This is a genomic window from Lentzea sp. NPDC005914, from assembly GCF_040629405.1.
In the GTDB taxonomy this organism is placed as follows: domain Bacteria; phylum Actinomycetota; class Actinomycetes; order Mycobacteriales; family Pseudonocardiaceae; genus Lentzea.
The window spans coordinates 144,666-170,909 of record NZ_JBEXVQ010000017.1; the positions used below are offsets into that span (position 1 = coordinate 144,666).

The 26,244-nt window shown below is 68.3% G+C and carries 33 protein-coding genes and 1 riboswitch; of the genes, 17 read left to right on the top strand and 16 right to left on the bottom strand.

Annotated elements, in window-relative coordinates; genetic code table 11:
- The first annotated feature begins 2 nt into the window (after window positions 1–2).
- Window positions 3–629, top strand: a complete 627-nt coding sequence (locus tag ABZ345_RS24505) for a DUF4383 domain-containing protein (protein ID WP_359852950.1) — start codon at window positions 3–5, stop codon at window positions 627–629.
- A 99-nt stretch (window positions 630–728) separates the two neighbouring features.
- Window positions 729–1,409 carry a M50 family metallopeptidase gene (locus ABZ345_RS24510; protein WP_359852953.1) on the top strand — a complete coding sequence of 227 codons (681 nt, stop codon included), beginning with the start codon at window positions 729–731 and terminating at the stop codon, window positions 1,407–1,409.
- Here the strand turns inward: ABZ345_RS24510 and ABZ345_RS24515 are convergent.
- Window positions 1,357–2,202: an NAD(P)H-binding protein gene (locus ABZ345_RS24515; protein ID WP_359852956.1), complete on the bottom strand. Its 846-nt coding sequence runs from the start codon at window positions 2,200–2,202 to the stop codon at window positions 1,357–1,359. The genes ABZ345_RS24510 and ABZ345_RS24515 overlap by 53 nt on opposite strands.
- Before the next feature lie 339 nt (window positions 2,203–2,541).
- On the opposite strand from ABZ345_RS24515, the gene argS reads away from it, so the two are divergent.
- Window positions 2,542–4,275 carry an arginine--tRNA ligase gene (gene argS, locus ABZ345_RS24520; protein WP_359852964.1) on the top strand — a complete coding sequence of 578 codons (1,734 nt, stop codon included), beginning with the start codon at window positions 2,542–2,544 and terminating at the stop codon, window positions 4,273–4,275.
- A 70-nt stretch (window positions 4,276–4,345) separates the two neighbouring features.
- Entirely contained in the window at window positions 4,346–4,645 is a 300-nt protein-coding gene (locus ABZ345_RS24525; protein ID WP_359852967.1) for a WhiB family transcriptional regulator, read from the top strand.
- A gap of 2 nt (window positions 4,646–4,647) precedes the next feature.
- Here ABZ345_RS24525 and ABZ345_RS24530 read toward each other — a convergent pair whose 3' ends face one another.
- Window positions 4,648–5,436 carry a SigB/SigF/SigG family RNA polymerase sigma factor gene (locus ABZ345_RS24530; protein ID WP_359852970.1) on the bottom strand — a complete coding sequence of 263 codons (789 nt, stop codon included), beginning with the start codon at window positions 5,434–5,436 and terminating at the stop codon, window positions 4,648–4,650.
- Window positions 5,433–5,801 carry an ATP-binding protein gene (locus ABZ345_RS24535; RefSeq protein WP_359852973.1) on the bottom strand — a complete coding sequence of 123 codons (369 nt, stop codon included), beginning with the start codon at window positions 5,799–5,801 and terminating at the stop codon, window positions 5,433–5,435. Before ABZ345_RS24535 ends, ABZ345_RS24530 begins: the two co-directional genes overlap by 4 nt.
- Before the next feature lie 161 nt (window positions 5,802–5,962).
- On the opposite strand from ABZ345_RS24535, the gene ABZ345_RS24540 reads away from it, so the two are divergent.
- Window positions 5,963–6,631, top strand: coding sequence for an ATP-binding protein (locus tag ABZ345_RS24540; protein ID WP_359852976.1), 669 nt, complete (start codon window positions 5,963–5,965; stop codon window positions 6,629–6,631).
- Between the two features lie 10 nt (window positions 6,632–6,641).
- Here the strand turns inward: ABZ345_RS24540 and ABZ345_RS24545 are convergent, their stop codons facing one another.
- On the bottom strand, window positions 6,642–7,004 hold the full coding sequence (locus ABZ345_RS24545; RefSeq protein ID WP_359852979.1) for an STAS domain-containing protein: 363 nt from the start codon (window positions 7,002–7,004) through the stop codon (window positions 6,642–6,644).
- Window positions 7,005–7,159: 155 nt separating this feature from the next.
- The gene (locus ABZ345_RS24550) at window positions 7,160–7,825 is read right to left on the bottom strand and encodes an ANTAR domain-containing protein (protein ID WP_359852982.1); all 666 of its coding nucleotides are present in this window, start codon (window positions 7,823–7,825) and stop codon (window positions 7,160–7,162) included.
- Between the two features lie 580 nt (window positions 7,826–8,405).
- Between ABZ345_RS24550 and ABZ345_RS24555 the strand changes: the two genes are divergently transcribed.
- From ABZ345_RS24555 to ABZ345_RS24590, 8 genes are all read left to right on the top strand, one after another.
- Window positions 8,406–8,987 carry a CDP-alcohol phosphatidyltransferase family protein gene (locus ABZ345_RS24555; protein ID WP_359852985.1) on the top strand — a complete coding sequence of 194 codons (582 nt, stop codon included), beginning with the start codon at window positions 8,406–8,408 and terminating at the stop codon, window positions 8,985–8,987.
- 42 nt (window positions 8,988–9,029) lie between these two features.
- On the top strand, window positions 9,030–9,413 hold the full coding sequence (gene gcvH, locus ABZ345_RS24560) for a glycine cleavage system protein GcvH (RefSeq protein ID WP_359852988.1): 384 nt from the start codon (window positions 9,030–9,032) through the stop codon (window positions 9,411–9,413).
- Window positions 9,414–9,526: 113 nt separating this feature from the next.
- Window positions 9,527–9,985, top strand: a complete 459-nt coding sequence (gene garA / locus ABZ345_RS24565) for a glycogen accumulation regulator GarA (RefSeq protein WP_030476302.1) — start codon at window positions 9,527–9,529, stop codon at window positions 9,983–9,985.
- Between the two features lie 33 nt (window positions 9,986–10,018).
- A complete protein-coding gene (locus tag ABZ345_RS24570) occupies window positions 10,019–10,573 on the top strand; it encodes a MerR family transcriptional regulator (protein WP_359853152.1) in 555 nt (184 codons plus the stop codon).
- Window positions 10,574–10,724: 151 nt separating this feature from the next.
- The gene (locus ABZ345_RS24575; protein WP_030468959.1) at window positions 10,725–11,198 is read left to right on the top strand and encodes a bifunctional nuclease family protein; all 474 of its coding nucleotides are present in this window, start codon (window positions 10,725–10,727) and stop codon (window positions 11,196–11,198) included.
- Between the two features lie 330 nt (window positions 11,199–11,528).
- Complete coding sequence (locus ABZ345_RS24580; protein ID WP_030468960.1) at window positions 11,529–12,095, top strand: MerR family transcriptional regulator; 567 nt, start codon at window positions 11,529–11,531, stop codon at window positions 12,093–12,095.
- 74 nt (window positions 12,096–12,169) lie between these two features.
- Window positions 12,170–12,265, top strand: a riboswitch (glycine riboswitch).
- A gap of 149 nt (window positions 12,266–12,414) precedes the next feature.
- Window positions 12,415–15,306 (top strand): aminomethyl-transferring glycine dehydrogenase, encoded by a 2,892-nt coding sequence (gene gcvP, locus ABZ345_RS24585; RefSeq protein ID WP_359852993.1) that lies wholly within the window; start codon window positions 12,415–12,417, stop codon window positions 15,304–15,306.
- 135 nt (window positions 15,307–15,441) lie between these two features.
- Window positions 15,442–16,518, top strand: a complete 1,077-nt coding sequence (locus ABZ345_RS24590; RefSeq protein WP_359852995.1) for a hypothetical protein — start codon at window positions 15,442–15,444, stop codon at window positions 16,516–16,518.
- Here the strand turns inward: ABZ345_RS24590 and ABZ345_RS24595 are convergent.
- The 4 genes from ABZ345_RS24595 to ABZ345_RS24610 are packed head-to-tail and all read right to left on the bottom strand — an operon-like array spanning window position 16,515 to window position 18,365.
- Window positions 16,515–16,697 (bottom strand): hypothetical protein, encoded by a 183-nt coding sequence (locus tag ABZ345_RS24595; protein WP_359852998.1) that lies wholly within the window; start codon window positions 16,695–16,697, stop codon window positions 16,515–16,517. The genes ABZ345_RS24590 and ABZ345_RS24595 overlap by 4 nt on opposite strands.
- Window positions 16,698–16,709: 12 nt before the next feature.
- On the bottom strand, window positions 16,710–17,321 hold the full coding sequence (locus ABZ345_RS24600) for a class I SAM-dependent methyltransferase (protein WP_359853155.1): 612 nt from the start codon (window positions 17,319–17,321) through the stop codon (window positions 16,710–16,712).
- Window positions 17,322–17,325: 4 nt separating this feature from the next.
- Window positions 17,326–17,985, bottom strand: coding sequence for a maleylpyruvate isomerase family mycothiol-dependent enzyme (locus ABZ345_RS24605; protein WP_359853001.1), 660 nt, complete (start codon window positions 17,983–17,985; stop codon window positions 17,326–17,328).
- A 2-nt stretch (window positions 17,986–17,987) separates the two neighbouring features.
- Window positions 17,988–18,365 carry a DUF3224 domain-containing protein gene (locus tag ABZ345_RS24610; protein WP_359853003.1) on the bottom strand — a complete coding sequence of 126 codons (378 nt, stop codon included), beginning with the start codon at window positions 18,363–18,365 and terminating at the stop codon, window positions 17,988–17,990.
- A 49-nt stretch (window positions 18,366–18,414) separates the two neighbouring features.
- Here ABZ345_RS24610 and ABZ345_RS24615 point away from each other — a divergent pair, with 49 nt between their 5' ends.
- Window positions 18,415–19,386 carry a YafY family protein gene (locus ABZ345_RS24615; protein ID WP_359853006.1) on the top strand — a complete coding sequence of 324 codons (972 nt, stop codon included), beginning with the start codon at window positions 18,415–18,417 and terminating at the stop codon, window positions 19,384–19,386.
- Window positions 19,374–20,192, top strand: coding sequence for an aldo/keto reductase (locus ABZ345_RS24620; protein ID WP_359853009.1), 819 nt, complete (start codon window positions 19,374–19,376; stop codon window positions 20,190–20,192). Before ABZ345_RS24615 ends, ABZ345_RS24620 begins: the two co-directional genes overlap by 13 nt.
- On the opposite strand, the gene ABZ345_RS24625 is transcribed toward ABZ345_RS24620, so the two are convergent.
- The 4 genes from ABZ345_RS24625 to ABZ345_RS24640 form a co-directional block, all read right to left on the bottom strand.
- Window positions 20,179–20,766 (bottom strand): nucleotide disphospho-sugar-binding domain-containing protein, encoded by a 588-nt coding sequence (locus tag ABZ345_RS24625; RefSeq protein ID WP_359853012.1) that lies wholly within the window; start codon window positions 20,764–20,766, stop codon window positions 20,179–20,181. The two genes, ABZ345_RS24620 and ABZ345_RS24625, sit on opposite strands and share 14 nt — an antisense overlap.
- A complete protein-coding gene (locus ABZ345_RS24630; RefSeq protein ID WP_359853014.1) occupies window positions 20,727–21,332 on the bottom strand; it encodes a hypothetical protein in 606 nt (201 codons plus the stop codon). The genes ABZ345_RS24625 and ABZ345_RS24630 overlap by 40 nt, the downstream gene beginning before the upstream one ends.
- A gap of 497 nt (window positions 21,333–21,829) precedes the next feature.
- On the bottom strand, window positions 21,830–23,536 hold the full coding sequence (locus tag ABZ345_RS24635) for a substrate-binding domain-containing protein (RefSeq protein ID WP_359853017.1): 1,707 nt from the start codon (window positions 23,534–23,536) through the stop codon (window positions 21,830–21,832).
- 63 nt (window positions 23,537–23,599) lie between these two features.
- Complete coding sequence (locus ABZ345_RS24640; RefSeq protein ID WP_359853158.1) at window positions 23,600–24,415, bottom strand: 3-methyladenine DNA glycosylase; 816 nt, start codon at window positions 24,413–24,415, stop codon at window positions 23,600–23,602.
- Between the two features lie 76 nt (window positions 24,416–24,491).
- Here ABZ345_RS24640 and ABZ345_RS24645 point away from each other — a divergent pair, with 76 nt between their 5' ends.
- Window positions 24,492–24,950, top strand: coding sequence for a DUF1801 domain-containing protein (locus tag ABZ345_RS24645; protein ID WP_359853020.1), 459 nt, complete (start codon window positions 24,492–24,494; stop codon window positions 24,948–24,950).
- Here ABZ345_RS24645 and ABZ345_RS24650 read toward each other — a convergent pair.
- Window positions 24,925–25,170, bottom strand: a complete 246-nt coding sequence (locus ABZ345_RS24650) for a hypothetical protein (protein WP_359853023.1) — start codon at window positions 25,168–25,170, stop codon at window positions 24,925–24,927. The genes ABZ345_RS24645 and ABZ345_RS24650 overlap by 26 nt on opposite strands.
- On the opposite strand from ABZ345_RS24650, the gene ABZ345_RS24655 reads away from it, so the two are divergent.
- Entirely contained in the window at window positions 25,169–25,402 is a 234-nt protein-coding gene (locus tag ABZ345_RS24655; protein WP_359853026.1) for a hypothetical protein, read from the top strand. The genes ABZ345_RS24650 and ABZ345_RS24655 overlap by 2 nt on opposite strands.
- 9 nt (window positions 25,403–25,411) lie before the next feature.
- Here ABZ345_RS24655 and ABZ345_RS24660 read toward each other — a convergent pair whose 3' ends face one another.
- A complete protein-coding gene (locus tag ABZ345_RS24660) occupies window positions 25,412–25,774 on the bottom strand; it encodes an Imm63 family immunity protein (RefSeq protein ID WP_359853029.1) in 363 nt (120 codons plus the stop codon).
- Complete coding sequence (locus ABZ345_RS24665) at window positions 25,771–26,202, bottom strand: helix-turn-helix domain-containing protein (protein WP_359853032.1); 432 nt, start codon at window positions 26,200–26,202, stop codon at window positions 25,771–25,773. The genes ABZ345_RS24660 and ABZ345_RS24665 overlap by 4 nt, the downstream gene beginning before the upstream one ends.
- Window positions 26,203–26,244: the final 42 nt, after the last annotated feature.

Consider the following 26,244-nt stretch of genomic DNA (forward strand, 5'->3'; position numbering starts at 1 on the left):
TCATGACCCACCGCGTCACTGTCAAGGTCGCCGGTCTGCAACCGGTGCAGATGCTGGCCGCGCTGGCCGGTATCGCGTTCATCGTGTTCGGCGTCGTGGGCTTCACCCGCACCGGGGTGGGCGACTGGTCCACCCATTCGTTCGTGCTCGGGTTCTCGGTGAACCCGCTGCACAACCTGGTGCACGTGGCCGTCGGCGTGCTCGGTCTGATCATGGCTCTGGGGTCGGGCCTCGCCCGGCTGTACGGGTGGCTGCTGTTCCTCGGGTACGGCGCGATCTTCGTGTGGGGCCTGATGATCACCGGCGTGCTGGCCCAGAACCCGGCGTCGCAGTTCGGCAACCCGTTGGCGCTCAACACCAACGACAACTGGTTGCATCTCGGGCTCGCGATCTTCGGTCTGCTGCTGGCAGTGGTGCCGGCGCGCAGGAAGCTGATCGAGGAGGAAGAGGAGCCGGTGCTGCCCGAGCAGCGGTCGGCGGCGTTCCGCGACTCCCACGACGGGACGACCCGTGAGCACCGGATCGAGGAGATGGACCCCACCGTTCGTTCCCGGGAGCCGATCACGAACGAGCAGGCCGTGGTCGACCCGAAGACCGACCGGGTGAGCAAGGACAAGATCAAGCACTAGAGCACAAAGGTCTCCCCGCCGGATCAGTCCCCTGTCCGGCGCAGGCGCGCCGTGAGAGCCCACATGCGGCTCTCACGGCGCGTCTGTTTCGATGTCGCGATGCCTTCCGAGTTGCTCACCCACGAAGTGCTGATCACGTGGGGCACCGCGCTGGCGGCGTTCCTGGCTGTGGCTTTGCACGGGATCTGGCGGGTCACCCGCAACGTGATCACGATCGCCCACGAGGGTGGGCACGCGCTGGTCGCGGTGCTCACCGGCCGTCGGCTCAACGGCATCAAGCTGCACTCCGACACCAGCGGCCTCACGGTGTCCCGGGGAAAGCCTCGTGGGCCCGGGATGGTCTTCACCGCGCTGGCCGGGTACGTCGCGCCGTCGTTGCTGGGGTTCGGGGCGGCTGTGTTGATCACCAACGAGCAGATTCAGCTGATGTTGTGGATCAGCATCGGGTTTCTCGCGGCCATGCTGATCATGATCCGCAACGTGTTCGGGGTGCTCTCGATCATCGTCACCGGCGGGGCGTTCTTCTTCGTGTCCTTCTACGCCACTGCCGAGGTCCGGGACACGGCCGCGTACGTGTTCGCCTGGTTCCTGCTGCTGGGCGGCGTTCGGCCGGTGTGGGAACTGCAGGTCAAGCGGTGGCGGCGGCAGGCACCCCGGTCGGACGCCGACCAGCTGGCCTGGCTGACCGGGGTGCCCGCGCTCGGGTGGGTGACGTTGTTCGGTGTGGTCAGCGTTGCCTCGCTGGTGGGTGGCGGGGCGTTGCTGCTCGGGCGGTGGTGAAGGCCTGGGCGTTGGTGCGGGCCCAGTCGGCGAAGGTGAGCGCGGGACGGCCCAGCAGGTCCTCCACGGTGCTGGTGGTGGGGCCGGGTCGCTCGGCGTAGTCCGCCAGCGAACCGAGCAGGCGCGCGGGCACCTCCTCCGGCAGTCCCTGCGCGAGCATGGCCTGCCGCACCTGCTCGGGCGGGAGCTCCTGGAACGACAGCGTCCTGCCCGTGGCCGAGCCGATGAGCCGCACCTTCTCGTACTGGTCGAGTGACTGCGGTCCCGTCAGGGTGTGGATCGCTCCGGCGTGCGCACCGCTCACGAGCGCCTGCACGGCCACCGCCGCGATGTCGGTCTCGTGGATCGGTGACGTGGCGGCCTTCCCGTACGCGCCGCGGACCACGTCACCCGCCTTGAGCTGCGCTGCCCAGGCCAGTGCGTTGGCGGCGAAGTCGGAAAGGCGCAGGACCGTCCACTCCAGGCCTGAGCGGGTGACGAGGTCCTCGGCGCGTTCGAACTGAGCGGCGAAGCGCTCTTCTCCCGCCGGGTGCTCGACGGTGGTGGCCGACAACAGCACCGCGCGCCGCACGCCCTGCTTCACCGCCAGCCCCAGCAGCTCCTCGAGGCCGGGACCGGTGGCGCGCGGGCTGATCTGGATCGCGTCGACGCCGTCCAGCGCCGGCTCGATCCACTGTGGACTGAAGAGGTCGCCTTGGGCGCGGCCGATCGGGGTGAAGGCCACGCCTTCTCGCGACAGCCGCGTCATCACCGCGCGTCCCACGACACCGTTGGCTCCGGTGATCAGAATCATGATCGTTGGTCCTCTCGTCGGTCGATGATGCCGAGTTGTTCCAGCTGTGCGAAGACGTCGACGACTCCCAGATCTCCGCGATCCGCCCAGCGGCGAAGCGGATGATGAAGATCTCGGCGTAGCTCCTGGTCGCGGGTGCCGATGGCGTCGTGGAGGCGGCCGAACGTCGTTTCGTTGCTCGCACTGCTCATGCCCACAGGACGGCGCCCACCGCCTGGATGTGACGGCCTATGAGCCGCGTCACAGCAGCCGAACGCGTGTTCGAGCCGGGCGCGGTCGAATCGGGTTTGGTGCTGGGTGAAATACTTGGGGGAAAGCTTGCGGTGGAAGGTGGGTTCAGTGCTGCGTGGGGATGTCGGGCTCGAACTGGGCCAGCGGGTTGCGCTCGCGCTGCGCGCTGCGCTGGACGTGGACATCACTGCTGAGGAAGCGCTGATCCGACCGTCCAACCGAGACGGTGCGGACTACCAGTGCAACGTCGCCATGAGCCTCGCGAAGAAGGTGGGCAGGAAGCCTCGCGAGGTCGCCGAGCTGATCGTCGAGCACCTGGACGCCGCGGACGCGATCGAGGCTCCGGAGATCGCCGGGCCCGGCTTCATCAACCTGAGGTTGAAGAAGGAGTGGCTGCAGGCGCAGGCGGCGGTGCTGCTCGGGGACGAGCGGCTCGGCGTGCCGGTCACCGAGGAGCCGCGGCGGATCGCCATCGACTACAGCAGCCCCAACGTCGCCAAGGAGATGCACGTCGGGCATCTGCGGTCGACGATCATCGGTGACGCGTTCTGCCGGTTGCTGACGTTCGCCGGGCACGAGGTCATCCCGCACAACCATCTCGGTGACTGGGGAACGCCGTTCGGGATGCTCATCGAGCATCTGACGGACGAAGGCCACGGGGCCGACCACGAGATCAGCGACTTGAACGCGTTCTACCAGCAGGCGCGGCAGAAGTTCGACAGCGAGCCCGGCTTTGCGGATCGTGCGCGGCGGCGGGTGGTGCTTCTGCAAGGGGGCGACGAGGCCACGCTCGAGTTGTGGCACGAGCTGGTGGGGGAGTCGCAGCGGCACTTCAACCAGATCTACCAGCTGCTGGGGATCGGGCTGTCGGCGGAGGACAACTACGGGGAGAGCTTCTACAACCCGTACCTCGCGGACACGATCACCGAGCTGCAGCAGAAGGGGCTCGTCGAGACCAGCGACGGGGCGCTGTGCGTGTTCCCGCCGGGGTTCTCCAACCGGGAGGGTGACCGGCTGCCGTTGATCGTGCGGAAGAGCGACGGTGGGTACGGGTACGCCACCACGGACTTCGCGACGGTCCGGTACTGGGTTCGGGAGCGCAAGGTCGACGAGCTGATCTACGTCGTCGGCACGCCGCAGGCGCAGCACTTCCAGATGATTTTCGCGACGGCCAAGCAGGCCGGGTGGCTGGACGACGCGCACACGGCGGTGCACACGGGCTTCGGCACGATTCTCGGGTCGGACGGGAAGACGATCCGGACGCGGGCGGGCGGGACGATCAAGCTGATCGAGCTGCTCACCGAGGCCGTCGAGAACTCGTACAAGGTCATGCCGGAGACGTCCGAAGTGGAGGGTGCGGAGAAGGACGTGCTCGCCAGGACCATCGGAATCGGGGCGGTGAAGTACGCGGACCTCTCGAACGACCGGGAGAAGGACTACGTCTTCACGTGGGAGAAGATGCTCGCCACCACCGGCGACACGTCCGTGTACATCCAGTACGCGAACGCGCGGATCCTCTCGATCGGGCGCAAGGTCGGTCGTACGGCCCCAGAGGACGCGCCGCTGCTGCTCCAGGAGCCGGCCGAGCGGGATCTGGCGTTGAAGCTGCTGCAGCTGCCCACGGCCATCCAGGCGGCCATCGACGAGCTCGCGCCGCACAAGCTCACGAACTACCTGTTCGAGACGGCCACGGCGTTCTCGACCTTCTACAACCACTGCCCGGTGGCCACGGCGGAGAGCCAGGAGCTGCAGGACTCGCGCCTGCACCTGCTCACGCTCACGTCCCGCGTGCTCACGCTGGGTCTGTCGTTGCTGGGCATCGGAGCACCTGAACGGCTTTAACAGGTTTACCCCTGGTCAGACCACGGGTACGCAGTGATCGCAACTCTTCCGCCCAGCATAGGGAGTCGCGATGACCTGCACGACCCGTCTGCCCAAGCCGGTCACCGACGTGTGGGACTGGCAGATGGAAGGGCTGTGCCGCGGCCAGAACAGCGCCGTCTTCTTCCACCCCGACAACGAACGCGGCTACGCCCGTGCCGCGCGGGAGGAGAAGGCGAAGGCCATCTGTGCGCACTGCCCGGTGCTGGCACAGTGCCGCGAGCACGCCCTCGACGCCCAGGAGCCCTACGGCGTGTGGGGAGGCATGGGGGAGGACGAACGGCGCCAGATCATCTCCGCTGCCCGGCGCCGTGTCCGCGTTGCCTCCTGAAATCACTCTTCGAGCACGTCTCGCAGTTGCCGCAACGTCTTCGCGAGCAGCCGCGAGACGTGCATCTGCGAGATCCCGACCTTCTGCGCGATCTGCGTCTGGGTCATGTTCCCGAAGAACCGCATGATGACGATCTTCCGCTCCCGCTCGGGGAGCTTCTGCAGCAACGGGTGCAGTGCTTCCCGCTGCTCGATCATCGCGATCTCGGGGTCTTCCTCGCCGATGGTCGAGCCCAGCGAGATCGAGGAGTCCTCGGACATCAGCATGTCGTCCAAAGACGCGCTCTGGTAAGCGTTTCCGGCCGCCAGTCCTTCGTGGATCTCCTCCCGCGACAGGCCGAGGTGCTCGGCCAGCTCCGAGGGTGTCGGCGCGCGGCCGAGCGACTGCGACAGCCGGGACGTGCCGGCGTTGATCGCGAGGTGCAGCTCCTTCAGGCGGCGCGGCATCCGGACCGACCAGCTGGAGTCGCGGAAGTACTTCCGGACCTCGCCCATGATCGTCGGCACGGCGAACGACAGGAAGTCGGAGCCGCGTTCGGGGTCGAACCGGTCGACCGCGTTGATCAGGCCGACCGTCGCCACCTGCACCAGGTCCTCGTGCGGTTCGCCGCGGTGGCCGAACCGGCGTGCGATGTGCTGGGCGACCGGGAGGTGCTCGGTCACGAGTCTGTCCCGCAGCGTCTCTCTCGCGGGCCCGGCGGGCGTGCGAGAGAGCTCGGCGAACAGCGGGGCCAGGTGGTCGTAGTCACCGCCCGACTTGGTGGTCGTGGTCGCCTCTTCCGACCCGGTCACGCATCCACCGCCCCTGCCGAGGACTTCACGAGGTCGATGTGGACCATGAACCCTTCGGTCTCCTCGACTCTGGTCTCGACCGAGTCGACGAGCGCGGTCAGCACACGCCACCCGAAGCTGCCCTCGTCGGCGCCTGAGGCCGACTTCGCGACGACCCGGGCGGACACTCTCACCGCGCCGGCGCCGTCCACCGCGAAGTGGCAGCTGAGCACGGCGTCCTCGGCTGCCAGAGTGATCAGCGTCGAGCAGGTCTCGTCGACGGCGAGCTTCAGGTCCTCGATGGAGTCGAGGTCGAAGTCCTGCCTCATCGCGATGTCCGCCGCGACGGCGCGGACGATGGACAGCTGCGTGGGATCCGCGGCCATCAGTAGTTCGACCCCTGACAATTGAGTCACACCCACCTCGTTGTCCGTTCTGCTAAAGGCCGGCATGTTTTTGCCGTACCCGAATCAATCTCTTTTCACACGTGTATTGGTCGTGCGCCCTGGGAAATCACCTGGCAGAGGCAACCCAGGGGAGGAGCGTTGTGCTGGTGCACGAAGACTTCCTAGCCCTCCGCTTCCCCGCAGACGCACACGAGGTGGCGCCGGTGCGGCACCAACTCCGCGAGTGGCTGCAGGGCAGCGGTTTCGGCGAGGACGAGGCGAGCGACGTCGTTCTCGCAGTCAGTGAAGCGGTCAACAACTCGGTCGAACACGCCTATCCCACCCCGGCGCGCGGCACCATCGAGGTGCGCGCGCAGATCGAGGAGGACGGCACGGTCGACATAGATGTCAGCGACCACGGCCAGTGGCGCGTCCCGCCGCCCGCGCTCACCACGCGCGGCCGAGGTCTTCTGCTCATGCGGGAGAGCGTGGACGAGGTCGTGATCGACCGCACGGCGAGAGGCACGACCGTGCGACTGCGCCGCGCCCGTACGCCGGTGGCGCTCGGACCGCAGGCGGTGCCCGATTGCGAGGTGCACGTCCACGAGACCTCCTCCGGTGTCGTCGCCGTCGTCCGGGGCAACGTGCCCGCGGAGGCCGGACCGTCACTGCGCCGCACACTCATCACGGCGGCGCGCGGGGGCACCGTGCCGTTGACCGTCGACCTCACCGAGCTCGGTGAGACGACGGCCGGGGTCCAGCACGCGCTCCACGCGGTCAACGAAGCGCTGGAGGCGGCAGGAAACCGCCTCACCGTCCAGATGCGTTGAAAGCCGTTCGTCAGGCGCTGACCGCAGCGTCCACGGACTCGTGCACGCTGAACACCTCGCCCAGTCCCGTGGCCTCGAGAGGCCGCGTCACGGCCCGTGCGGTGGCCACGACCTTGAGGGCCGCGGAATGTTGTGGCGCCAACCGGGCGGCCTCCACCAGCACCGCCAGACCGGCGGAGCCGAGGAACGTCACACCGGTCATGTTCACCACGAAGGTGCCGCCGTCGGCCAGGCCGTTGACCAAGGCGTCGCGCAACGCGGGCGCGGACACCATGTCGACCTCGCCGGACACGGCGAGCACCGTGACACCGGCCGCCGGCTGGCTGGCCGACAGTGCGATGGTCTGCTCAGCTCGCGGGTCCTGCACAGTCACCGATGTTCTCCCTCTCGCACCCAGGGAGCCGCTACCGCAGCGGCCCCAACGCGGCTGCTGGCTCAACCGCTGCGGCCTCACCGTACGGGAGAGACCGGACCCAGGACAGGTCGAGGCTTTCTTACCCGTACCGGCGGAATCTCAAACGTGCGGACTCACACGTTCACCGCCGCCCACAGCCGCCGCGCGGTGTCGTAGGCGATCGGTGGAGGCATCGTCATGTCGTCGGCGTCCTCGATCTCCCCGCTGGCCACCAGGACCAGTGCCATCGAGACGTCCCGCAGCTTCACGTTGGCGTGCTGGCTGGCCCGCACGAGCAGTTCGAACGCGTCGCCCGGCGTGCAGGGTCTCGCTCCCATGAGCAGCCCCTTGGCCTGCTCGATGTAGCGCCGGTGCTGCACCATCCGCACCATCTGGTCGGCCCTGAGCACCTCTCCCGCGCAGAACTCCACCACCGCGGCCGCGGTCGCGACGAGCGGCTCGATCTCCTCGATGGCCTTGAGGTCGTCGGGATGCGGCGAGTGGTCCAGGTAGACGGTCAGCACGACTGGACCGCCGTCGCCCCAGCTTCCCGGCACGGCGACCACGTGGAGCCCACCGATGGTGCCGGTTACCTGCCGTTCGTCGCGCGACGCCTCGACGAGCGGCCCTTCACTCCCGTCCACCTGTGCCCGGTCCAACTCGCGCGCGACGCCGACGGCCCTGAGCACCGCACCGTCCGGCCACACGCTGAGCCCTACGCCGCGGCATCCCTGCAGTCGTTCGCACAGGTGCTCCATCAGCCGGGATATGAGTTCGCCACCGAATTTCACCTGGTCCACCCGATGAGGTTATGCCCTGCCGAACGGAAGTGGACGACGTGCGGTCACCGGCGTACGACGAACGGTTGCACAGGCAAGCACCCGTTCATCCGTCGCACTTCGGGCCCGAACAGCTCGGCGCGCCGATTGATCCAGTTAACGCTAAGGACCCAAACAGGACACGTGTTCTGAACCACAGTCGGCCAGAATTCGTTCTCAGGGATAACGCCGGAGCCCCGGTGCGCGACATCCCTGATGTCACGGAGGGACTGAAATGAGAACCGCCATGGAGATCCAGCCACACGAGGCAACTGCGCCTGAGTCCTGTGGGCTGCCCACCACGCCTTGCAGCGTTGTGTGGAGCCGGGGCCACGCGTATGTGCTCGAGGGTCTTCGCGCTCGCTGGGTCGGCCGGGACGACCGGGGCCGCCCGCACGCCATCTCCGGCGCCGAGATGCAGCGCCGAGGCTGGACGCTCTTCAAGACAGCCTGAAAGCTTCTGCAACATCGCGGTAACTTCACCGCCACCCGCAACCAGTCGCACAGCGTGCCGTGAGGCCATCCGGCAGCCCCTGCGCAGTCACTCGTTTAGAGTGCGGGTGTGCGTGATCCGGCTGATCGCCTGCTGACGATTCCGAACCTGCTCAGCGTGTTGCGGCTGGCCGGTGTTCCGCTCTTCCTGTACCTGTTGCTCGGACCCCGCGCGGACGGCTGGGCGCTGCTCGTCCTCGTCTTCGCGGGGCTTTCCGACTGGCTGGACGGCAAGCTCGCGCGCTGGCTCGACCAGATGAGCAACCTGGGCGCGCTGCTCGATCCCGCCGCCGACCGCCTCTACGTGTTCTGCACGCTGCTGGCGTTCGTGATCAGGGACATCGTCCCGCTGTGGATCGCTCTCGTGCTCGTGGGCCGGGAGCTCGTCGTCGGCGTCTGCCTGCTGATACTGAGGCAACGGGGCTGGGGCCCGTTCGATGTCACCTATTTGGGCAAGGCCGCGACTTTCAACCTGCTGTACGCGTTCCCCCTGCTGCTTCTCGCGCAGGGGGATTCGACGTGGGCGCAGATCGCTCAGCCGTTCGCTTACGCGTTCACGGCCTGGGGCGGGGCGCTCTACCTGTGGTCGGCGTTGTTGTACGTCTACCAGTTCTTCCTGGCCCTGCGGGTCACTCCCGGCAAGGCCGCGTGAAAAGATCACCCCATACAGGTTCAGCACGAGGAGCGCAGTCAGTTGATTCCCGAGGAGCTTCGCTACACCGAGGAGCACGAGTGGGTCGCCAGCACCGGCGAGAACACCGTGCGCGTCGGCATCACCGACTACGCCCAGGAACAGCTCGGTGACGTCGTCTTCGTCCAGCTGCCCGAGGTGGGCCACACCGTCGCCGCGGGCGACACGTTCGGCGAGGTCGAGTCGACCAAGAGCGTGTCCGACCTCTACTCGCCGCTCGACGGCGAGATCGTCGCCATCAACGACGCGTTGGTGCAGACGCCGGACTCGGTGAACACCGATCCTTACGGCGAGGGCTGGATGGTGGAGATCCGCCTGAACGACGCGGACGCGCTGGAAGGCCTGCTCGACGCGGACGCTTACAAGGCGTTGGTGGAGAAGGAGTGACGTCGATCTTTCGCCGGATCTTCGGCCGGAAGGGGAGCCGCTCCTCGGGTGGCGACCCGAACGCGATAGGTTTTACCGGAAGTGACGGATCCAGCAGCAGGAGGAGAGCTCAGGTGAGCACGAACGACGGCCCAGGCGTTCCGCCGGAGCAGTCCCCGGAGCGGACCTCCGTCTTCCGGGCGGACTTCCTCCAGGAGATGGAGGGCGGCGCCGAGGCGCCCGCCCAGGAGCCGGCTGTTGCCGGTGTAGACGCACTTCCCGCCGGTTCCGCGCTGCTCGTGGTGAAGCGCGGCCCGAACGCCGGTTCCCGGTTCTTGCTGGACCGCGACACGACGAGCGCGGGGCGCCACCCCGACAGCGACATCTTCCTGGACGACGTGACGGTCTCGCGCCGCCACGCCGAGTTCCGCCGGGAGAGCGGCGAGTTCGTCGTCATCGACGTCGGCAGCCTCAACGGCACCTACGTCAACCGCGAGCCGGTCGACCAGGCCGTTCTCGCGAACGGTGACGAGGTCCAGATCGGCAAGTTCCGCCTCGTCTTCCTGACGGGTCCTGGCTCCGCGGGAGCCTGACGCGTGACGGCCGGGCGGCCACAACGTGGGGGACTGAGCATCGGGGCGGTGCTCTCGCAGCTCCGCCCCGAGTTCCCCGAGGTCACCATCTCCAAGATCCGCTTCCTGGAAGCGGAGGGGCTGGTCCGCCCGGCACGCACGGCCTCCGGCTACCGCCAGTTCTCCGCGGCGGACGTCGAGAGGCTGCGTTTCGTGCTGTCCGCACAACGCGACAGATACCTGCCGCTCAAGGTGATCCGCGAGCAGCTCGACGCCACCCCTGTGGACTCCACCGCGGTGTCGCGGGTGGATCTGCTGACCCAGACCGGAATCGGCGCTGAACAGCTGTCCCAGCTGGAGCGCGACGGTCTGTTGCGCGCCGGTCCCCACGGCCGTTTCACCGCCGAGGACATCACCGCGCTCCGCACGATCCGGACGATGACCGGACTCGGCGTCGAGCGCGAGCACCTGCGCGCGGTTCGCGCTGCGGCGGACCACGAGGTGGTTGCGCTGAAGTCGTTCTCAGATCCCGAGACGGTCCGGGAATTGGCTGACCTGTTCACCTCGTTGCACACGTTGTTGGTAAGAGCGGGCTTGCGGCAATCGTGATCTGTCCGGCGGCAGTGCAGTCTTGATCACGATCTGCCCGCAACAATTGAGCACACGGCCCGCTTGGCGGGTAGCGTCGAAGACGTACGCCGGGGGATGCTCGGGTGTGAAACCGGGTACTCCCGAACGACATAGAGGGAGGCGAGGCCCGATGAGCGAGATGCGTGTCGTCGGCGTGCGGGTGGAGCTGCCCCAGAACCAGCCGATCCTTCTTCTGCGCGAAACCGAGGGCGAGCGGTACCTGCCGATCTGGATCGGCTCCGTCGAGGCCACGGCCATCGCACTCGAACAGCAGGGTGTTCGTCCGGCCCGTCCGTTGACGCACGACCTGCTCAAGGACGTCATCGGGGCGCTGGGTCGCAACCTCGAACAGGTCCGGATCACGGACCTGCAGGAGGGCACCTTCTTCGCCGAGCTCGTGTTCGACGGCGACGTGCGGGTCTCCGCGCGGCCCTCGGACTCGGTGGCGCTGGCGTTGCGCGTCGGTGTGCCGATCCACGCCGAGGAGTCGGTGCTGGCCGAGGCCGGCCTGATCATCCCCGACGAGCAGGAGGACGAGGTCGAGAAGTTCCGCGAGTTCCTCGACTCGGTCTCGCCGGAGGACTTCCGCGGAGCGGACACGTAGGCACACCAGGGGCGCCGACAGCTGAGTTTTGCGTTGTGTCGCTGTCTGTCTCGTTTGGAACCGTCGTAGCGCCTTGGTGTGTCGCTCTTTTGGGCTACTTTCCGCTCGATTTGCTCGCTAAACGATCACTAAACGTCACCTGAACGTCCCGCATCGGGTGACGGTGTGACTCTCCACCTCAGGTTGAGGGTCGATCCTCCCCGCGCGTCGCGTTGACCTGCCCTCTGAGCGGTCTTACCGTCGAACTCGAGTGGACGTCGCCGGTTTGCGTGAGCTGACGCGGCGGCTTGACGGCCATGAGTTTCGTGGCCGTTCCGAGGGGAGGCAGGCGTGGTCGAGGAAGCGCCCGTGCGGGCCGAATCCGGGCAGCAGGGTGAGCTGTTCCCGGACTCCTCGCTGCCGGACGAACTCGTCGGCTACCGGGGTCCCGCGGCGTGTCAGATCGCGGGCATCACATACCGGCAGCTCGACTACTGGGCCAGGACCGGACTCGTCGCTCCGACGATACGGATGGCTCACGGGTCCGGAAGTCAGCGGTTGTACTCCTTCAAGGACATCCTGGTTCTGAAGGTCGTGAAGCGGTTGCTGGACACCGGGGTCTCGTTGCAGAACATCCGGGTCGCGGTCGACCACCTGCGGCGCCGCGGCGTGCAGGACCTGGCGAAGATCACGCTCTTCTCGGACGGGACGACCGTCTACGAGTGCACCTCGCCGGAAGAGGTCGTGGATCTGCTGCAGGGCGGTCAGGGCGTGTTCGGGATCGCGGTTTCCGGTGCCATGCGGGAGATCTCGGGGACGATTCACGAGTTCCCGGCCGAGCGGGCCGACGGGGTGGAGATCGCTCCCATGACCGAGGACGAGCTGACGCGCAGGCGCCGGGAGCGCGCGACGGGCTGAAGTTCGGTTGAGACATTGGTCGCGCCCGTAGCGACTACGTGGGCTGCCTGCGGGTATTCTTCGCGGGTAGTCGCTGAACTCAGGCGGGAGAGACCGGGTTTCGAGCCCGGCGCCGAAGGAGCAAGTCCCTCCCCGGGAACCTCTCAGGCATCCAGGACCGCGTGAGCGAGACGCCTCTGGAAAGTGGACCCGCAAGGGTCCCGCCGACGGTGAAAGCCCCATGTCACACCGGGGTGAACCTCTCAGGCGCCCGTGACGGGTACGGACAGAGCGGGGAGGGCACCAGGACACGTGTGCCCGCAGCCCCCGGAGGCGTTTGATGACGCAGGACCGCATTCCGCTCGCCGCTCTCGAGCACGGCACCCCGTTCGCCGACCGCCACGTCGGCCCGCGCCCGGCGGAGCTCGCGCGCATCCTCGACGTCATCGGCGTCGGATCGCTGGAGGAGCTGGCGCAGCACGCGGTGCCGTCGTCCATTCACGAGCGCGACCTCGTGCTCGACCTGCCGGCTCCGGCGACCGAGACCGAGGCGCTGGCCGAGCTTCGTGAGCTGGCTTCCCAGAACCGGCCGATGACGCAGATGATCGGTCTCGGCTACTACGACACCGTCACGCCGGGCGTCATCCTGCGCAACGTGCTGGAGTCGCCCGCCTGGTACACGGCCTACACGCCGTACCAGCCGGAGATCTCCCAGGGCCGTCTCGAGGCGCTGCTGAACTTCCAGACCATGGTCGGCGACCTGACCGGCCTGCCGGTGGCGAACGCGTCCATGCTGGACGAGTCGACCGCCGCCGCCGAGGCGATGACCCTGGTGCGCCGCGCCGGTCGCTCCAAGTCGAACAAGTTCGTCGTCGACGCCGACACGTTGCCGCAGACGCTGGCCGTCATCGAGACGCGCGCCGAGCCGCTGGGCATCGAGATCGTGGTCGCCGACCTGTCGCAGGGCATCGAGGGGCTCGGCCTGGGCGGCGACTTCTACGGCGTGCTGCTCTCGTACCCCGGCGCGTCCGGTGTGGTGCGCGACCAGAAGGCCCTCATCGAGGAGATCCACGACGCGGGCGCGCAGGCCGTCGTCGTCGCGGACCTGCTCTCCCTCACGTTGCTGCGCGCGCCGGGTGAGATCGGCGCGGACGTCGTCGTCGGCACCACGCAGCGCTTCGGTGTGCCGATCGGGTTCGGTGGCCCGCACGCCGGCTACATGGCGGTCCGGTCCGGCCTGGAGCGTCAGCTGCCCGGCCGTCTCGTGGGCGTCTCGGTCGACTCCGACGGCTCGCTGGCCTACCGCCTCGCGCTGCAGACTCGTGAGCAGCACATCCGCCGCGAGAAGGCCACGTCGAACATCTGCACCGCGCAGGTGCTGCTGGCCGTGATCGCGTCCATGTACGCCGTCTACCACGGTCCCGATGGCCTGCGCGCGATCGCGACCCGTGTGCACCGCATGGCCACCGTGCTCGCCACCGGCCTGTGCGAGGCCGGCCTGGACGTCGTGCACGGCGAGTTCTTCGACACCGTCCAGGTTCGTGTCGAGGGCCAGGCCGCTTCTGTTGTCGAGAAGGCGCGTTCGTTCGGCATCAACCTGCGTCTGGTCGACGCCGACGTCGTGGCAATCGCTTGCGACGAGAAGACGACGCGCGCGCACCTCGTCGCGGTGTGGGAAGCCTTCGGTGTCACTGGATCCGATGTGGACGCCATCGACGCCGACACCGCGGACGGCATCCCGGCCGACCTGCGCCGCACGTCGGACTACCTGACCCACCCGGTCTTCCACGCCCACCGCTCCGAGACCGCGCTGCTGCGTTACCTGCGTGCGTTGTCCGACAAGGACGTCGCGCTGGACCGCAGCATGATCCCGCTCGGCTCCTGCACGATGAAGCTGAACGCGACCGCGGAGATGGAGTCCATCACGTGGCCGGAGTTCTCGACGCTGCACCCGTTCGCGCCCGTCGAGGACGCCGCCGGACTGCTGAAGATCGTCTCCGACCTGGAGGCGTGGCTCGCCGAGGTCACCGGCTACGACGCGGTGTCGTTGCAGCCCAACGCCGGTTCGCAGGGCGAGTTCGCGGGTCTGCTCGCGATCCGCGCGTACCACCGCGCGAACGGCAACGCCGACCGTGACGTCTGCCTGATCCCGTCGTCCGCGCACGGCACGAACGCCGCGTCCGCCGTCATGGCCGGTATGCGCGTCGTCGTCGTGAAGTGCGACGACAAGGGCAACATCGACATGGGCCACCTGCGTTCGACGGTCGCCGAACACGCGGACGACCTCGCCGCGATCATGATCACCTACCCGTCCACGCACGGCGTGTACGAGGACACGGTCAGCGAGGTCTGCGGCCTGGTCCACGACGCGGGCGGCCAGGTGTACGTCGACGGCGCGAACCTCAACGCGTTGATCGGCTTGGCGCGCTACGGGAAGTTCGGCTCGGACGTCTCGCACCTGAACCTGCACAAGACGTTCTGCATCCCGCACGGCGGTGGCGGCCCCGGCGTCGGCCCGATCGGCGTCCGCTCGCACCTCGCGCCGTTCCTGCCGAACCACCCGCTGCAGCCCACCGCCGGTCCCGCCACGGGTGTCGGGCCGATCAGCGCGGCCCCCTGGGGTTCCGCGTCGATCCTGCCGATCTCGTGGGCGTACGTGCGCATGATGGGCGGCGACGGCCTGCGCCGCGCGACCCTGACCGCCGTGGCCGCCGCGAACTACGTTGCCCGGCGGTTGGACGAGCACTACCCGGTGCTCTACACGGGTGAGGGCGGCTTCGTGGCCCACGAGTGCATCCTCGACCTGCGTCCGATCACCAAGGCGACCGGCGTGACGGTGGACGACGTGGCCAAGCGCCTCGCGGATTACGGCCTGCACGCGCCGACGATGTCGTTCCCCGTCGCCGGCACGCTGATGGTCGAGCCGACCGAGTCCGAGGACCTGGCCGAGATCGACAGGTTCATCGACGCCATGATCGCCATCAAGCGCGAGATCGACCGCGTCGGCGCCGGCGAGTGGTCCGTCGAGGACAACCCGCTGCGCAACGCCCCGCACACCGCCGCGTGCGTGACCGTCGGCGAGTGGAACCACCCGTACACCCGCGAGGAGGCCGTCTACCCGGCCGGTACCGGTGCTCCGAAGATCTGGCCGCCGGTCCGCCGCATCGACGGCGCCAAGGGCGACCGCAACCTGGTCTGCTCCTGCCCGCCGCTCTCGGCGTACGGCAGCTGATCCGGTACTCCGAAGGGGCGCACTCGGGGGTGCGCCCCTTCGGCGTTTTCGGGCCGGGTCACGTGGAAACGTTGTGGTACAACGAAAGTTCGTAACGCTCTCTGATCAACTTCCGACTGATCGAACGTGCGAACGATGGCGGAGACCGCCCACGAGATCAAGGACTCGGTCGTCGAGGCGATGGCCGAGGCAGGCCACGACCGCAAACGGCTCCGGTCGGTCACCCTGACATCGGGCGACACCCCGTCGGCCGGTTCGACGAGCTACCCGGACGGCTCCGCGCTGATCCGGGTCTCCGAGGCCGTGCTGGCCCTGATCCCGGTCTACAGCAGGCATCTGGCGCTGTCCGTGGCGCGGCCGAGCCTGTTCCTGAAGCGCCTGCGGTGGCGGCGCCGGTCGTTCGACACCGCCCTGCTCGCCGCCGTGCTGCGCTTCACCAGCCGGGTCGAGCGCTCGTCCGGCCGCGTGCAGACGCTGCCGATCGACCTGGAGCCGTTCCAGCAGCACACGGCCAGCCTCATCGCGACGCACGGCCTGCGGTTCGTCATCGCCCACGAGCTGGCACACCACCTGCAAGGCCCTGCCGACCGCCTCGCGTACCAGGCCGTTCTCGCCGCCCAGCACCACGACGAGTCAGGCGAGCCGTCTCTCGTGCCGCTCGGTGCGCTCGTGGCCGTGGCCGTGCTGCACCACGCCGAGAAGTCGTTGTTCGTGCGTGGTGCCAGGCACTCGCCGGTCAACAGCAGGCTGGGCGTGCTGTGGGAGGAGGTGCCGTTCCACGACCGTTCCTCGTTCAACAGCTACGCGACCGGGCTGTTCGAGGCGACGGACCTGGCCGCCAACTTCATCCAGGGCTCGCGGCCGTCCGTCGACTGGGAGCTGCTGCCGGCGGCACCGGAGCACCCGTTCGCCCGGTGTGACGAGCTCCAGTCGCTGACCCCGGCCCAGCTGGTCGTGGAGCTGCACCGCTGGCCCGCCATCGGCTCGGGCGCACGAGCGTTGCTGGACGGCCGCATCGAGGACGCGGCAGGGCTGTGGGAGGTCCCGCTCGACCGGTTCCACGGCTGGCAGTCCCAGACCCCGCTGGCCGCGTCCACGTTGCGCCTCGGGCTCCGGACGGCGAGGGGCCTGGAAGACCTCGCCGAACTGGAGCGCTGCCCCGTCGTGGAGGCGATGGCGGCGCTGGTCGAGCACCGGGTGATCGGCGTCTAGGGCGCGGCAGGGCAGGCGGGGTCGCCGCAGTCCTCGTCCACGCTGAGGCCGGGCTTGTTCAGGTCGTGCTCGAACGCGAAGTGGAAGCACTCGGGATGCATGCGCTCGAACAGCTCGTAGTCTTCGCGCTCCAGCTCCACGGCCTCGCCGCACCGCTGGCAGGTCTGCTCATCTGACACGCGCAGATCGTCTCACTGCCGCCGGGCGAACAGGACAGCCTGGTCCGTGCCCAGCAACCACTGCGCCTCGACGGCGAACCCCGCGTCCCGCAGCCACTGCGCCACCCGCTCAGGTGGCCGCAGGTGAACGTGCACCCGCATCGGGTGCCCGCCGTACCCCTGCGTCTTCAACCGCGCCTCGTCGCCGACGTGGAACCCCAGCTGCACCAACCCGTTCGGCTTCAAGGCCCGGTGGAAGTGCCCGAACACCACGGGCACCTGGTCGTCGGGAATGTGGATCAACGACCACCACGCGATCACCCCACTGACCGTGGTGGGCAGCGGCTCGGTCATCGACCCCACCTCGAACCGCGGCCCGGGGTGGTTGCGCCGCGCCAGTTCGATCATCGCGGGGGAGAGGTCGATCCCGAACACGTCCACCCCGAGGTCGTGCAGCACCGCGGTGACCTCGCCAGGTCCGCACCCGACGTCCGCGACCGGCCCGTCGACCAGTTCGGCGAACAACCGCAGCGCCGCCCGCAGATGGGGCAGCCCGTCCAGCAGGTCACGCGTCTGGTCGGCGTAGCTGACCGCCACCGTGTCGTACGAGTCCCGGGTGTCCGCCAGCCAGTCGTTCACGACGATCAAGCTACTCTCTGAACGGCTCCGGCCGGTGCCGCCCGAACAACGCCAGCGCCGCGATCCAGATGTCCGGGTCCCCGTCCCAGTCCAGCGACTTGATCTGGTCCACCGTGCGCCGCCCGCCGATCGCCCGCATCAGCTCGAACGACGTCGTCCGCAACGTCCCCTCCGGCTCGCCGTGCCCGAGCACCCGGTCGCCGTGCTCCAGCGTGATCCTCAGCGCCGGCACCTCGTTGTCCCGCATCCGCTGATCCAGCTGCTGCAACGGTTTCGTCAACGCCGCCCGGACCGCGAGGCCGTCGCGGTCGCCGGGAACCCCCAGCGCCGCACGGAGATCGTGCTCGTGCTGCACGACCTCGGCGATCAGCACGGACCCCATCGGGGTGTCGAACAGCGGCTCGGCCAGCGACCGGTTCGCCTCCCACTCGGCGAACGCGTCCTCGAGAGAGTTGTCGCGGCGGTCGCGGACCTGCCGCTCGCCCCACTCGCCGGACTCGACGCCGTCGAACCGGCGGTCCACGAAATCCCGCAGACCGCCGGCCAGATGCGCCACCACGTCCTTGACCGACCAGCCCGGGGTCGCCGCCACGGGCGTCTGCGGATCGGAGTCCTGCACCAGCTCGGTGATCCGCTGCTTGGTCGCGTCGTAAATGGGGGCGTTGGTCATGTTCAGACCTCGTACTCCAGGGTGTAGGTGCCGCTGCCATCCTCCGCCCAGTCGACCGTTGCCGCACCTCGCGCCCCCGCGTAGGCGCCGGTGCCGTCCAGGATCTCGATCGTGCCCTCGACTGCGGTCCGGTACGCGCCGACGTGCCGCAGCACCAGCGTGCCCTCGTCGCTCACGATCTCCTCGAGAGCGGTCGTCCACGCCACGTCGTCGCCGTACGACATGAGGTACCGGCAGCTGCCGATGCCGATGACGTCGCCCGTGTAGGCGAACTGGACGTGCGCCTCGGTCAGCTTGCGTCCCTCGACCTCTTTGTAGGGACGGCCGTCCCAGGTGTTCTCGTCCCAGCTCTTCACTGCGATGGTTCCGGTTGCCTTCATGTCGACCACTCTGCTGGCAGATCCTGACAGTTCGTGTCAGGTTTAGTGCATGAAGTCCAGCCGGCTCATCCAGGTCCTCCTGCTCCTCCAGTCGAGGGGACGGATGACGGCGGACGAGCTGGCTTCGGAGCTCGAGGTCTCGCCTCGCACCATCTACCGCGACATCGACGCCCTGAGCGCGGCCGGCATCCCGATCTACGCCGACCGCGGTCCCACCGGCGGCTACCAGCTGATCGACGGCTACCGCACCCGCCTGACCGGCCTGACCAGCTCCGAGGCCCAGTCGCTGTTCCTCGCCGGGCTACCCGGCCCTGCTGAGGAGCTGGGCCTCAAGGAGTTCGCCGCCGCGGCCCAGCTCAAGCTTCTGGCCGCGCTCCCGACCGAGCTGCGGTCGCGGGCCGAGCAGATCCGCCAGCGCTTCCACCTCGACACCCCGACGTGGTTCCGCGGCGACGAACCCACCGAGCACCTCGCCACGATCGCCGACGCCGTCTGGGAGCAGCGCCGCGTGCGGATGACCTACCAGCGCTGGGGCAACCAGACCGTGCAGCGCGAGGTCGACCCGTACGGGCTGGTCCTGAAGGCGGGCACCTGGTACTTCGTCGGCAGCGGACGTACCTACCGCGTCTCCCGAGTGCTGGCGCTCCAGGCTTTGGATGAGGGGTTCGAGCGTCCCGCGGACTTCGACCTGGCGCGGTTCTGGTCCGAGTGGTCCGAGCAGTTCGAGGCGCGCATGTACGGCGAGCGCATCACGGTCCGCATGACGCGAGCAGGCCTCGACAAGTCCCAGTACCTGCTCAGCGGCCACCAGGCCCGCGTGATCAGGCAGCTGGCTCCAGAACCGGGGCAGGAGTTCGGTTTCCCCACCGAGTCGACCCGGCACGCCGTCGCTGACCTGCTCAAATTCGGCGCCGACGCCGAGGTGATCGCTCCAAACGAGTTGAGACACGAAATCATCGCCACGATCAAGGCGATGCAGGACGTCTACAACGATGCCAAGCTACCCGCATGGTTCCGCTGATCTCGTTGAACAACGGAGTACGGATCCCTCAACTCGGCTTCGGTGTCTTCCAGGTGCCGGAGGACCAGGTGGCCGGTGCGGTCACGACCGCGATCGAAGCCGGCTACCGCAGCATCGACACGGCGGCCGCCTACCGCAACGAGTCCGGGGTGGGCGACGCCACCGCGGGCGTCCCCGACCTGTTCATCACGACCAAGCTGTGGAACTCCGACCAGGGCTACGACTCGACGCTGCGCGCGTTCGACGCGAGCATGGCCCGCCTGCGTCGTGACGTGCTCGACCTCTACCTCATCCACTGGCCGGTTCCGTCCCGGGACCTCTACGCGGAGACCTGGCGTGCGTTGGAGCAGCTCTACGCCGACGGCCGGGTTCGTGCGATCGGCGTCTCGAACTTCCAGACGCGACACCTGCAGCGGCTGTTCGACGAGTTCCCGACCACCCCGGCGGTGAACCAGATCGAGCTGCACCCGTTGCTGCAGCAGGAAGAGATGCGCAAGGTCCACGTGACCCACCGCATCGTCACCGAGGCGTGGTCGCCGCTGGCGCAGGCGCAGAGCGCGCTGCTCCGCGACCCCGACATCACCGGCCTCGCCGAGAAGTACGCCAAGACCCCTGCTCAGATCGTGCTGCGCTGGCACGTCCAGCTCGGCAACGTAGTGATCCCGAAGTCCGTCACGCCGTACCGGATCAAGGAGAACATCGACATCTTCGACTTCGAGCTGGCCCAGGACGACATGACCGTGATCGCCGAGCTCGACAACGGCACCCGCACCGGCCCCGATCCCGACCGCTTCAACGTCGTTTGACCAGCTCCTCGGTCATGTCCGCCGCCCTGGCCGCGCCACCGGCCGCCTTGATCTGCCGCCCCAGCGTCTGGGCGCTCTCTCGGTGGCGCGGCTCCTCCAGCACCTGATCGACCGCTCTTCGCAGGTTCTTCGGTTTCCTGCGGGTGATTCCGGCTCCCGCTCTGGCCACCCTCTTGGCGACCTGCGCCTTGTCCAGCTCGCCCGGCACGACGATGAGCGGTACGCCCGCCTCCAGCGCCGCCAGCACGCCGCCCCACCCGCCGTTGGTGACCATCACGTTGGTCCGCGGCAGCAGCAGGTCGTGGGGGATGAACTCCGCCGCACGCACGTTGTCCGGCAGCGCTCCCAAGGCTTCCACCGGCGCGCCGCCGGTCGTGGCGATGACGAGCGCGTCGTGCCCGGCGAGCGCCTCGATCGCGGGCTTGAGCAGGTCGTCCGCACCGGTCTCCAGCGTTCCCTGCGTCACGTGCACCACGGTCCGCCCGTCGAGTTCCGGCCACCAGCCGGGCAGGTCGTTCCTGGTCGTGGGGCTGATCAACCGTCCGACGAACTCCACCTGTTTTGGTGGTCGCACGGTCTCCAGGCTCCGGACTCCTTGTGCCAGCACGAGTTCCGGCGAGTAGAACGCCTCAGCGCGCCCGATTTCGGCTTCAGGCCGACTTCCGCGCGCATGCGGTTGAACATCCCGTCGACGATCAGCCTCGACACCACCCAGGCAAGCGGGCGGCTGACGACCAGCGGCGTCACCGCGACCGTCACCCACGGCACGCTCCTGATCTCGGCGGCCATCGCGGCCCCGAACGCCAGGTGGTCCGTGACGACCAGGTCGAACTCGGCCTCCAGGACGTCCTTCGCCTGCGCCGTACCGGTTCCGACCAGCACGTCCCGAACGTTCGCGAAGTTCGCCCGCATGCCCTTGCCGTCGCCGATCGCCGGGAACGTCTTGTTGAGCTCGGCGTCGTCGAAGTCGGGCGCGTGGTTCCACGGCAGCCACTCGGCGCCCTCGAACTTGTGCCGGTACTTGGCGCCTGTGTAGGCGATGACGTCGTGGCCACGCCTGACCAGTTCGCCCGACACCGCGGCCATCGCGCCTACGTGGCCGGCGAAGGGCAGCGACGCCACCAAGATGCGTTCCCCCATGCAGGGAGCAACGGGCCGCATGGCCGCGTGGTTCCCCTATGGCTGCGTGGTTTCTCAATGGCCGCGGGTCACACACGGCTCTAGTGGCCGCGCACCGCGTACACGGCTCTGGTGGCCGCCACACGACCCTGGTGGCCACGCACCACACACACACACACGGCGCTGATGGCCGCGTCTACACACCGGACTCTGGTGGCCACACATGACCCTCGTGGCCGCGTCACACACCCACACACGACTCTGGTCGCCGCGCGCACACACGGCTCTGGTGGCCAGCGAACCCGAGCTCGCCGCCGCGCCCACACACACGACCCCTCGGGCCCCGCCACACACGATCCCTCGGGCCGCGCCCACACGACCCCTCGGGCCGCGTCATATACACCCACCCACGACCCTGAAGGCCGCGCACCACACACGACCCTGGCCGGGTACCCCCAATTTCAATTCTAGGGAGCGGGTCTGACAGCGGTCAGGCCACTGCGGTCACGCCACAGCGGTCACGCCTTCGTGGACAGCACCTGTCCGAGTGCGGCGTCGACCCCATCCGGGTTCTCGACCACGGACACGGACCCACCGGTCATCTGCGCGATGTCGTTCAGCGCGTTCTTGTCGACCTCGCCCCCGATCGCGATGAAGCTGACCGCCAGATCGGTGCCGTGCAGCCGGCTCTTCAGCGCCGCCAGGTCGATCCCGCCGTCCGAGGTGCCGTCGGTGATCACCACGACCCGGTTGATCCGCCCGGCCACGAACCCGTTGTGCGCCGTCTCGTAGCAGGCCGCGAGCGACGTGTAGAGCTGCGACCCGTCAGCCGTCTTGAGCCCGTCGATGGCCTTGCGCAGCCCCTCGCGCTTTTCGGCCAGCGGCCCGGTCCCGACGAGCTGTTTGTAAGGCTTCTGCCCGTCCAGGTCGCGGGCGAACTCCCAGAGCCCGAACGCCCCGGACACCGATCTGTCCACCTGGCCGCGCAGCGCGGCCTTCACCTTGTCCAGCCGGGGTTTCATCGACGTCGACACGTCGGCCAGCACCGTCACGACCTGTCCGCCGCGGTCCGCGCTGGTCCACGCCGACGAGATCTGCTGGGTCGTGGTCGCGTCGGCCGCCACGAGGTTCTCCGTGACGGCGGCCCAGGAAACGCCGGGGGAGGGCGACGGGCGGTCCTGTGTGGACTCTACCCGCAACCCGCCCTTCGCCAGGATCTTCTGCTGCGGGGGATCGGTCATGAACTCGCGGAACGCCTGCGCCGCACGCACTTCCGCCTCACCGACCTCGGAGCCGCCCAGTGCGATGTACGGGAAGTCCGCCACCGGCGTGGGGCCGACCGGGAGCACGCCCACGAGCGGCTTCGACGGCGCGTCCTTGCCGGTGTTGTGCTTGTAGAGGTCCACTTCGGACACCGGCGTGGCGCTGAAGCCCGCGGCGTTGACCGTCGCGCTGTCTCCCAGGCGCCGCAACGCGTCCCGCGTCGTCGGCGGAACCTCGGGCGGCACCGTCGCGGCCAGTTTGGACAGAGCCGCCTTCGACCCCTCCGACCCGAGCGACTCGGCCGTCACGGGGCCCTTGCCCCCCGCCAGCGCCGACTGGATCGCCAAGGCGGACGCCGTGTTCGCGGCAGGGTCGGGCATCGCGACGCTGAACCGTCCCCACGACTGCCCGAACTTGCTCCAGTCCGTCACCTCGGGCAGGTCCGACCAGCGGAAATCCTTCAGCACGGGCGCGGCCGCTTCGGGTGCCGCGAGCAGCATCGGCGAGGTGCCGACGGACTTGGGTGCGGCGCCGACCAGCTTCGCGTTCAGCGCCGTCAACCTGTTCGCCCACAACGTCGAATCAGGCAGCCACGCGTGAGGCCGCTTGCCGAGCTTCGTCTCGTCCCACGTCGTCGTCAGGCCGTCCAGAACCGCCGACGAGTCCGCGGAAGTGACCTCGACAGCAATGCAGTGGTCGTACACAACGGGCCGCGTGGCGCTCCATGCGCGCGCGACATCCGCAACGGACTCGGCAACACTTGGCGTGGCGGCGACGCGCAGCACCGACTGGCCCTCACTGCAGTCCTGAGCCAGTGCCCTGGCGCGGCTGTCGAGCACTCCACCGGCCCACGACCACGCGAGCCAGGCGAGTCCGATCAGCACGACGAACACGACGATGAGCACGGGCCACTTGGCGATCCCGCGCCGCACCCTCGCCCGCAGCGCGCGGTGTCGAGACATCGATCCCTCACAACTACTCAGCGGCCCCCGACGACCGCCAATCACGCTAACAGGTGAACTTCGTCAGCGAAGTGAAGTCACTGCATGTATCGACTGGCAAACGAACACGAGCCGTTCTCGCAACAGTCGTGCCCGCTCAGCGAACGCCGCCTGCCTGCGCACGTACTCCGCCCGCCCGTCGGGAGTCTCGATCGGCACCGGCTCGTACCCGAGCTCCGCCAGGTCGTACGGGGAGGCCTGCATGTCGAGTTCGCGCACGTCAGCGGCCAGTTCGAAGCAGTCGGCGACCAGGTCCGACGGCGTGGCGGGCTCCATCTTGTAGGCCCACTTGAAGAGGTCCATGTTCGCGTGCAGGCACCCCGGCTGCTCGTTGGCGACCTGGTCCTCACGCGTGGGCTGGAGGGTGTTGCGAGGCCGCGCGGGCTGCGTGAAGAACCTGAACGCGTCGAAGTGCCCGCACTGGATCCGGCTCGCCTCGACCACCCGGTCGGTCCCGTCACTGCCCAGCCGCAACGGCCACGCGTTGTGCCTGATCTGGTCGGGTTCCTGCCGGTAGACCATCGCCCACTCGTGCAACCCGAAGCACCCCAGCCGCGCCGGCCTGCTGAGCGTGGCCGTGAGCAGGGCCTCGACGAACTCGACGGTCTTCTCGCGTTGCTGGAGAAAGCTCTCGACGTCGAGCGTCACGCCGTCCGAAGTGGCCTTGTAGTGCGGAAACTCCAGGTACTCGTCCGCGTCCTCCAGCGTGACGCCAGGCCCCGGATGCCACCGCTCCAGCCTCACAGGCCGATGGCTGTAGTAGGTGAAGAGGAAGTCCATCACCGGATGCTTCTCCTTGCGAAGCTTCCGCTCCTGGTGCGGCCCGGTGAACCGGCGCATGCGCGCGATGTGCGCCGAGCGCAATTCGTGCCATTCGGCTCGGTTCAGGACCTCCACGGGCGATTACCGTACGCGCATGGTGAAGAGCAATGCCTCCACGGTCGCCCAGTACCTCGCCGAACTGCCTGATGAGCAGCGTGCCGAGATCGAGGCTGTGCGCGACGTCATCCTCGCCAACCTCCCCGACGGCTACGTCGAGGTCATGGACTGGGGACTGATCACCTATTCCGTGCCACTAGAGGTGAGCGGTCCGACGTACAACAAGAAGCCGCTCCTCTACGTGGCGCTGTCCGCCCAGAAGCGCTACTACTCCGTCTACCTGACCACGGTGATGGAGGAGTTCGAGGAGTCGTTCCGCACCAGGTGGGCGGAGACCGGCAAGAAGCTCGACATGGGCAAGGCCTGCGTGCGCTTCAAACGAGCCTCGGACCTGGCCCTGGACATCATCGGCACCCAGGTGGCGAGCCTGTCGGTGCCCGAGTTCCTCGACTGGCACGCCCAGAACCGCGCTAAAGCGGCGGCACGAGCCCGTTGAACGTCCGCGCGCCACTGCAATGCGGGCACTCCCGCCCGTTGTCGACCGTCCGCGGCGCGCCACCGATGATCGCGAGCGTCGGTGCCGCGATGTAGCTCGCGCCCCCGCACAGGTGACAGACCGTGCGCGGCTCGGGCGTGACGGCGAAGAGGTCGTCGGGGTCTTCCTCGTCCTCGAAGTCGTCGTCCTCGGCGAACTCGTCCTCGTCGTCCTCACTCATGCCGATCAACCTACAACGGCAACGCCACCCCGGCCCTCGGCGCCTGCCTGCACGCGACGGAACCGAACCCGACTGGCTGGGCTTCTACGGCGAGTCCGACCTGATGTCCGACATCGGCCAGTGCCTGCGCGACACCGGCCGTCCGCGACAAGGCGTCGCGTTGCCGGAACGCGCTCTCGGCACTCTGCCGGAGCATCGCGTGACGGCGCGCGCCAAGACGCAGAGTGAATGAAGTTGTTCGTCACCGAGGCCGTGAAGCCTGCGCGCGGCCGGCCCACCTCGGGTCCAGCGACCCCAGCAACTCCTCCTGGCGCCGGAACGCCGTGAACCGCTGCTCCTCGCTCGCAATCGGGTGCTGCACCGCCCACGAGTAGGCCATCGTCCACGTGACCTCGTACATCGCCCAGTACAAGATCTCGTCGAGCTTCGTCGTCTCCTTCGCGAACAGCCGCCGCCCGCGTTCGTAGGCGGTGAGCCGGTAGACAGGGCCCTCTGAGACCTCGATGAACGGGTGACCGCCGTCGACGTTCTCGAACCCGACCATCCACGAAGCGCCGACCTGCTCCCGCAACGCCTCCAGCCGCGCGCCGAGATCCGCGGTCACGACGCCGCCGAAGCCGGCGCGCGGGTCAGCGACTCCAGCGAAGCCTCCTCGCCGCACGAAGCGCACACGACGCGCGGCTCGAGCACGTTGCCGCAGGAGTGCTCGTACACGAGTGGGAGGGGCTCCTCGGTCACGTACTGATCGCCCCACTCCTTGAGCATCAGCAGCACGTTGTGCAGTGCGCGGCCCGACTCGGTCAGGTGGTACTCGTGCCGCGGCGGGTGCGTGGAGTACTGCACCTTCTCCAGCACGCCGGCGGTGACCAGCTTCTTCAGGCGCGCGGCGAGCACATCGCGGGAGACACCGGTGTTCGCGGCGATCTGGTCGAACCGGGTGTTGCCGAAGAAGACCTCGCGCAGCGCCAGCAACGACCAGCGCTCGCCGACGATCTCCAGCGCGTTCGCCACGGAGCAGCTTCGAGGGGTCATGTGAGCATCCTATCAGTGAGTTGGCAAATCCAACTTACCTCG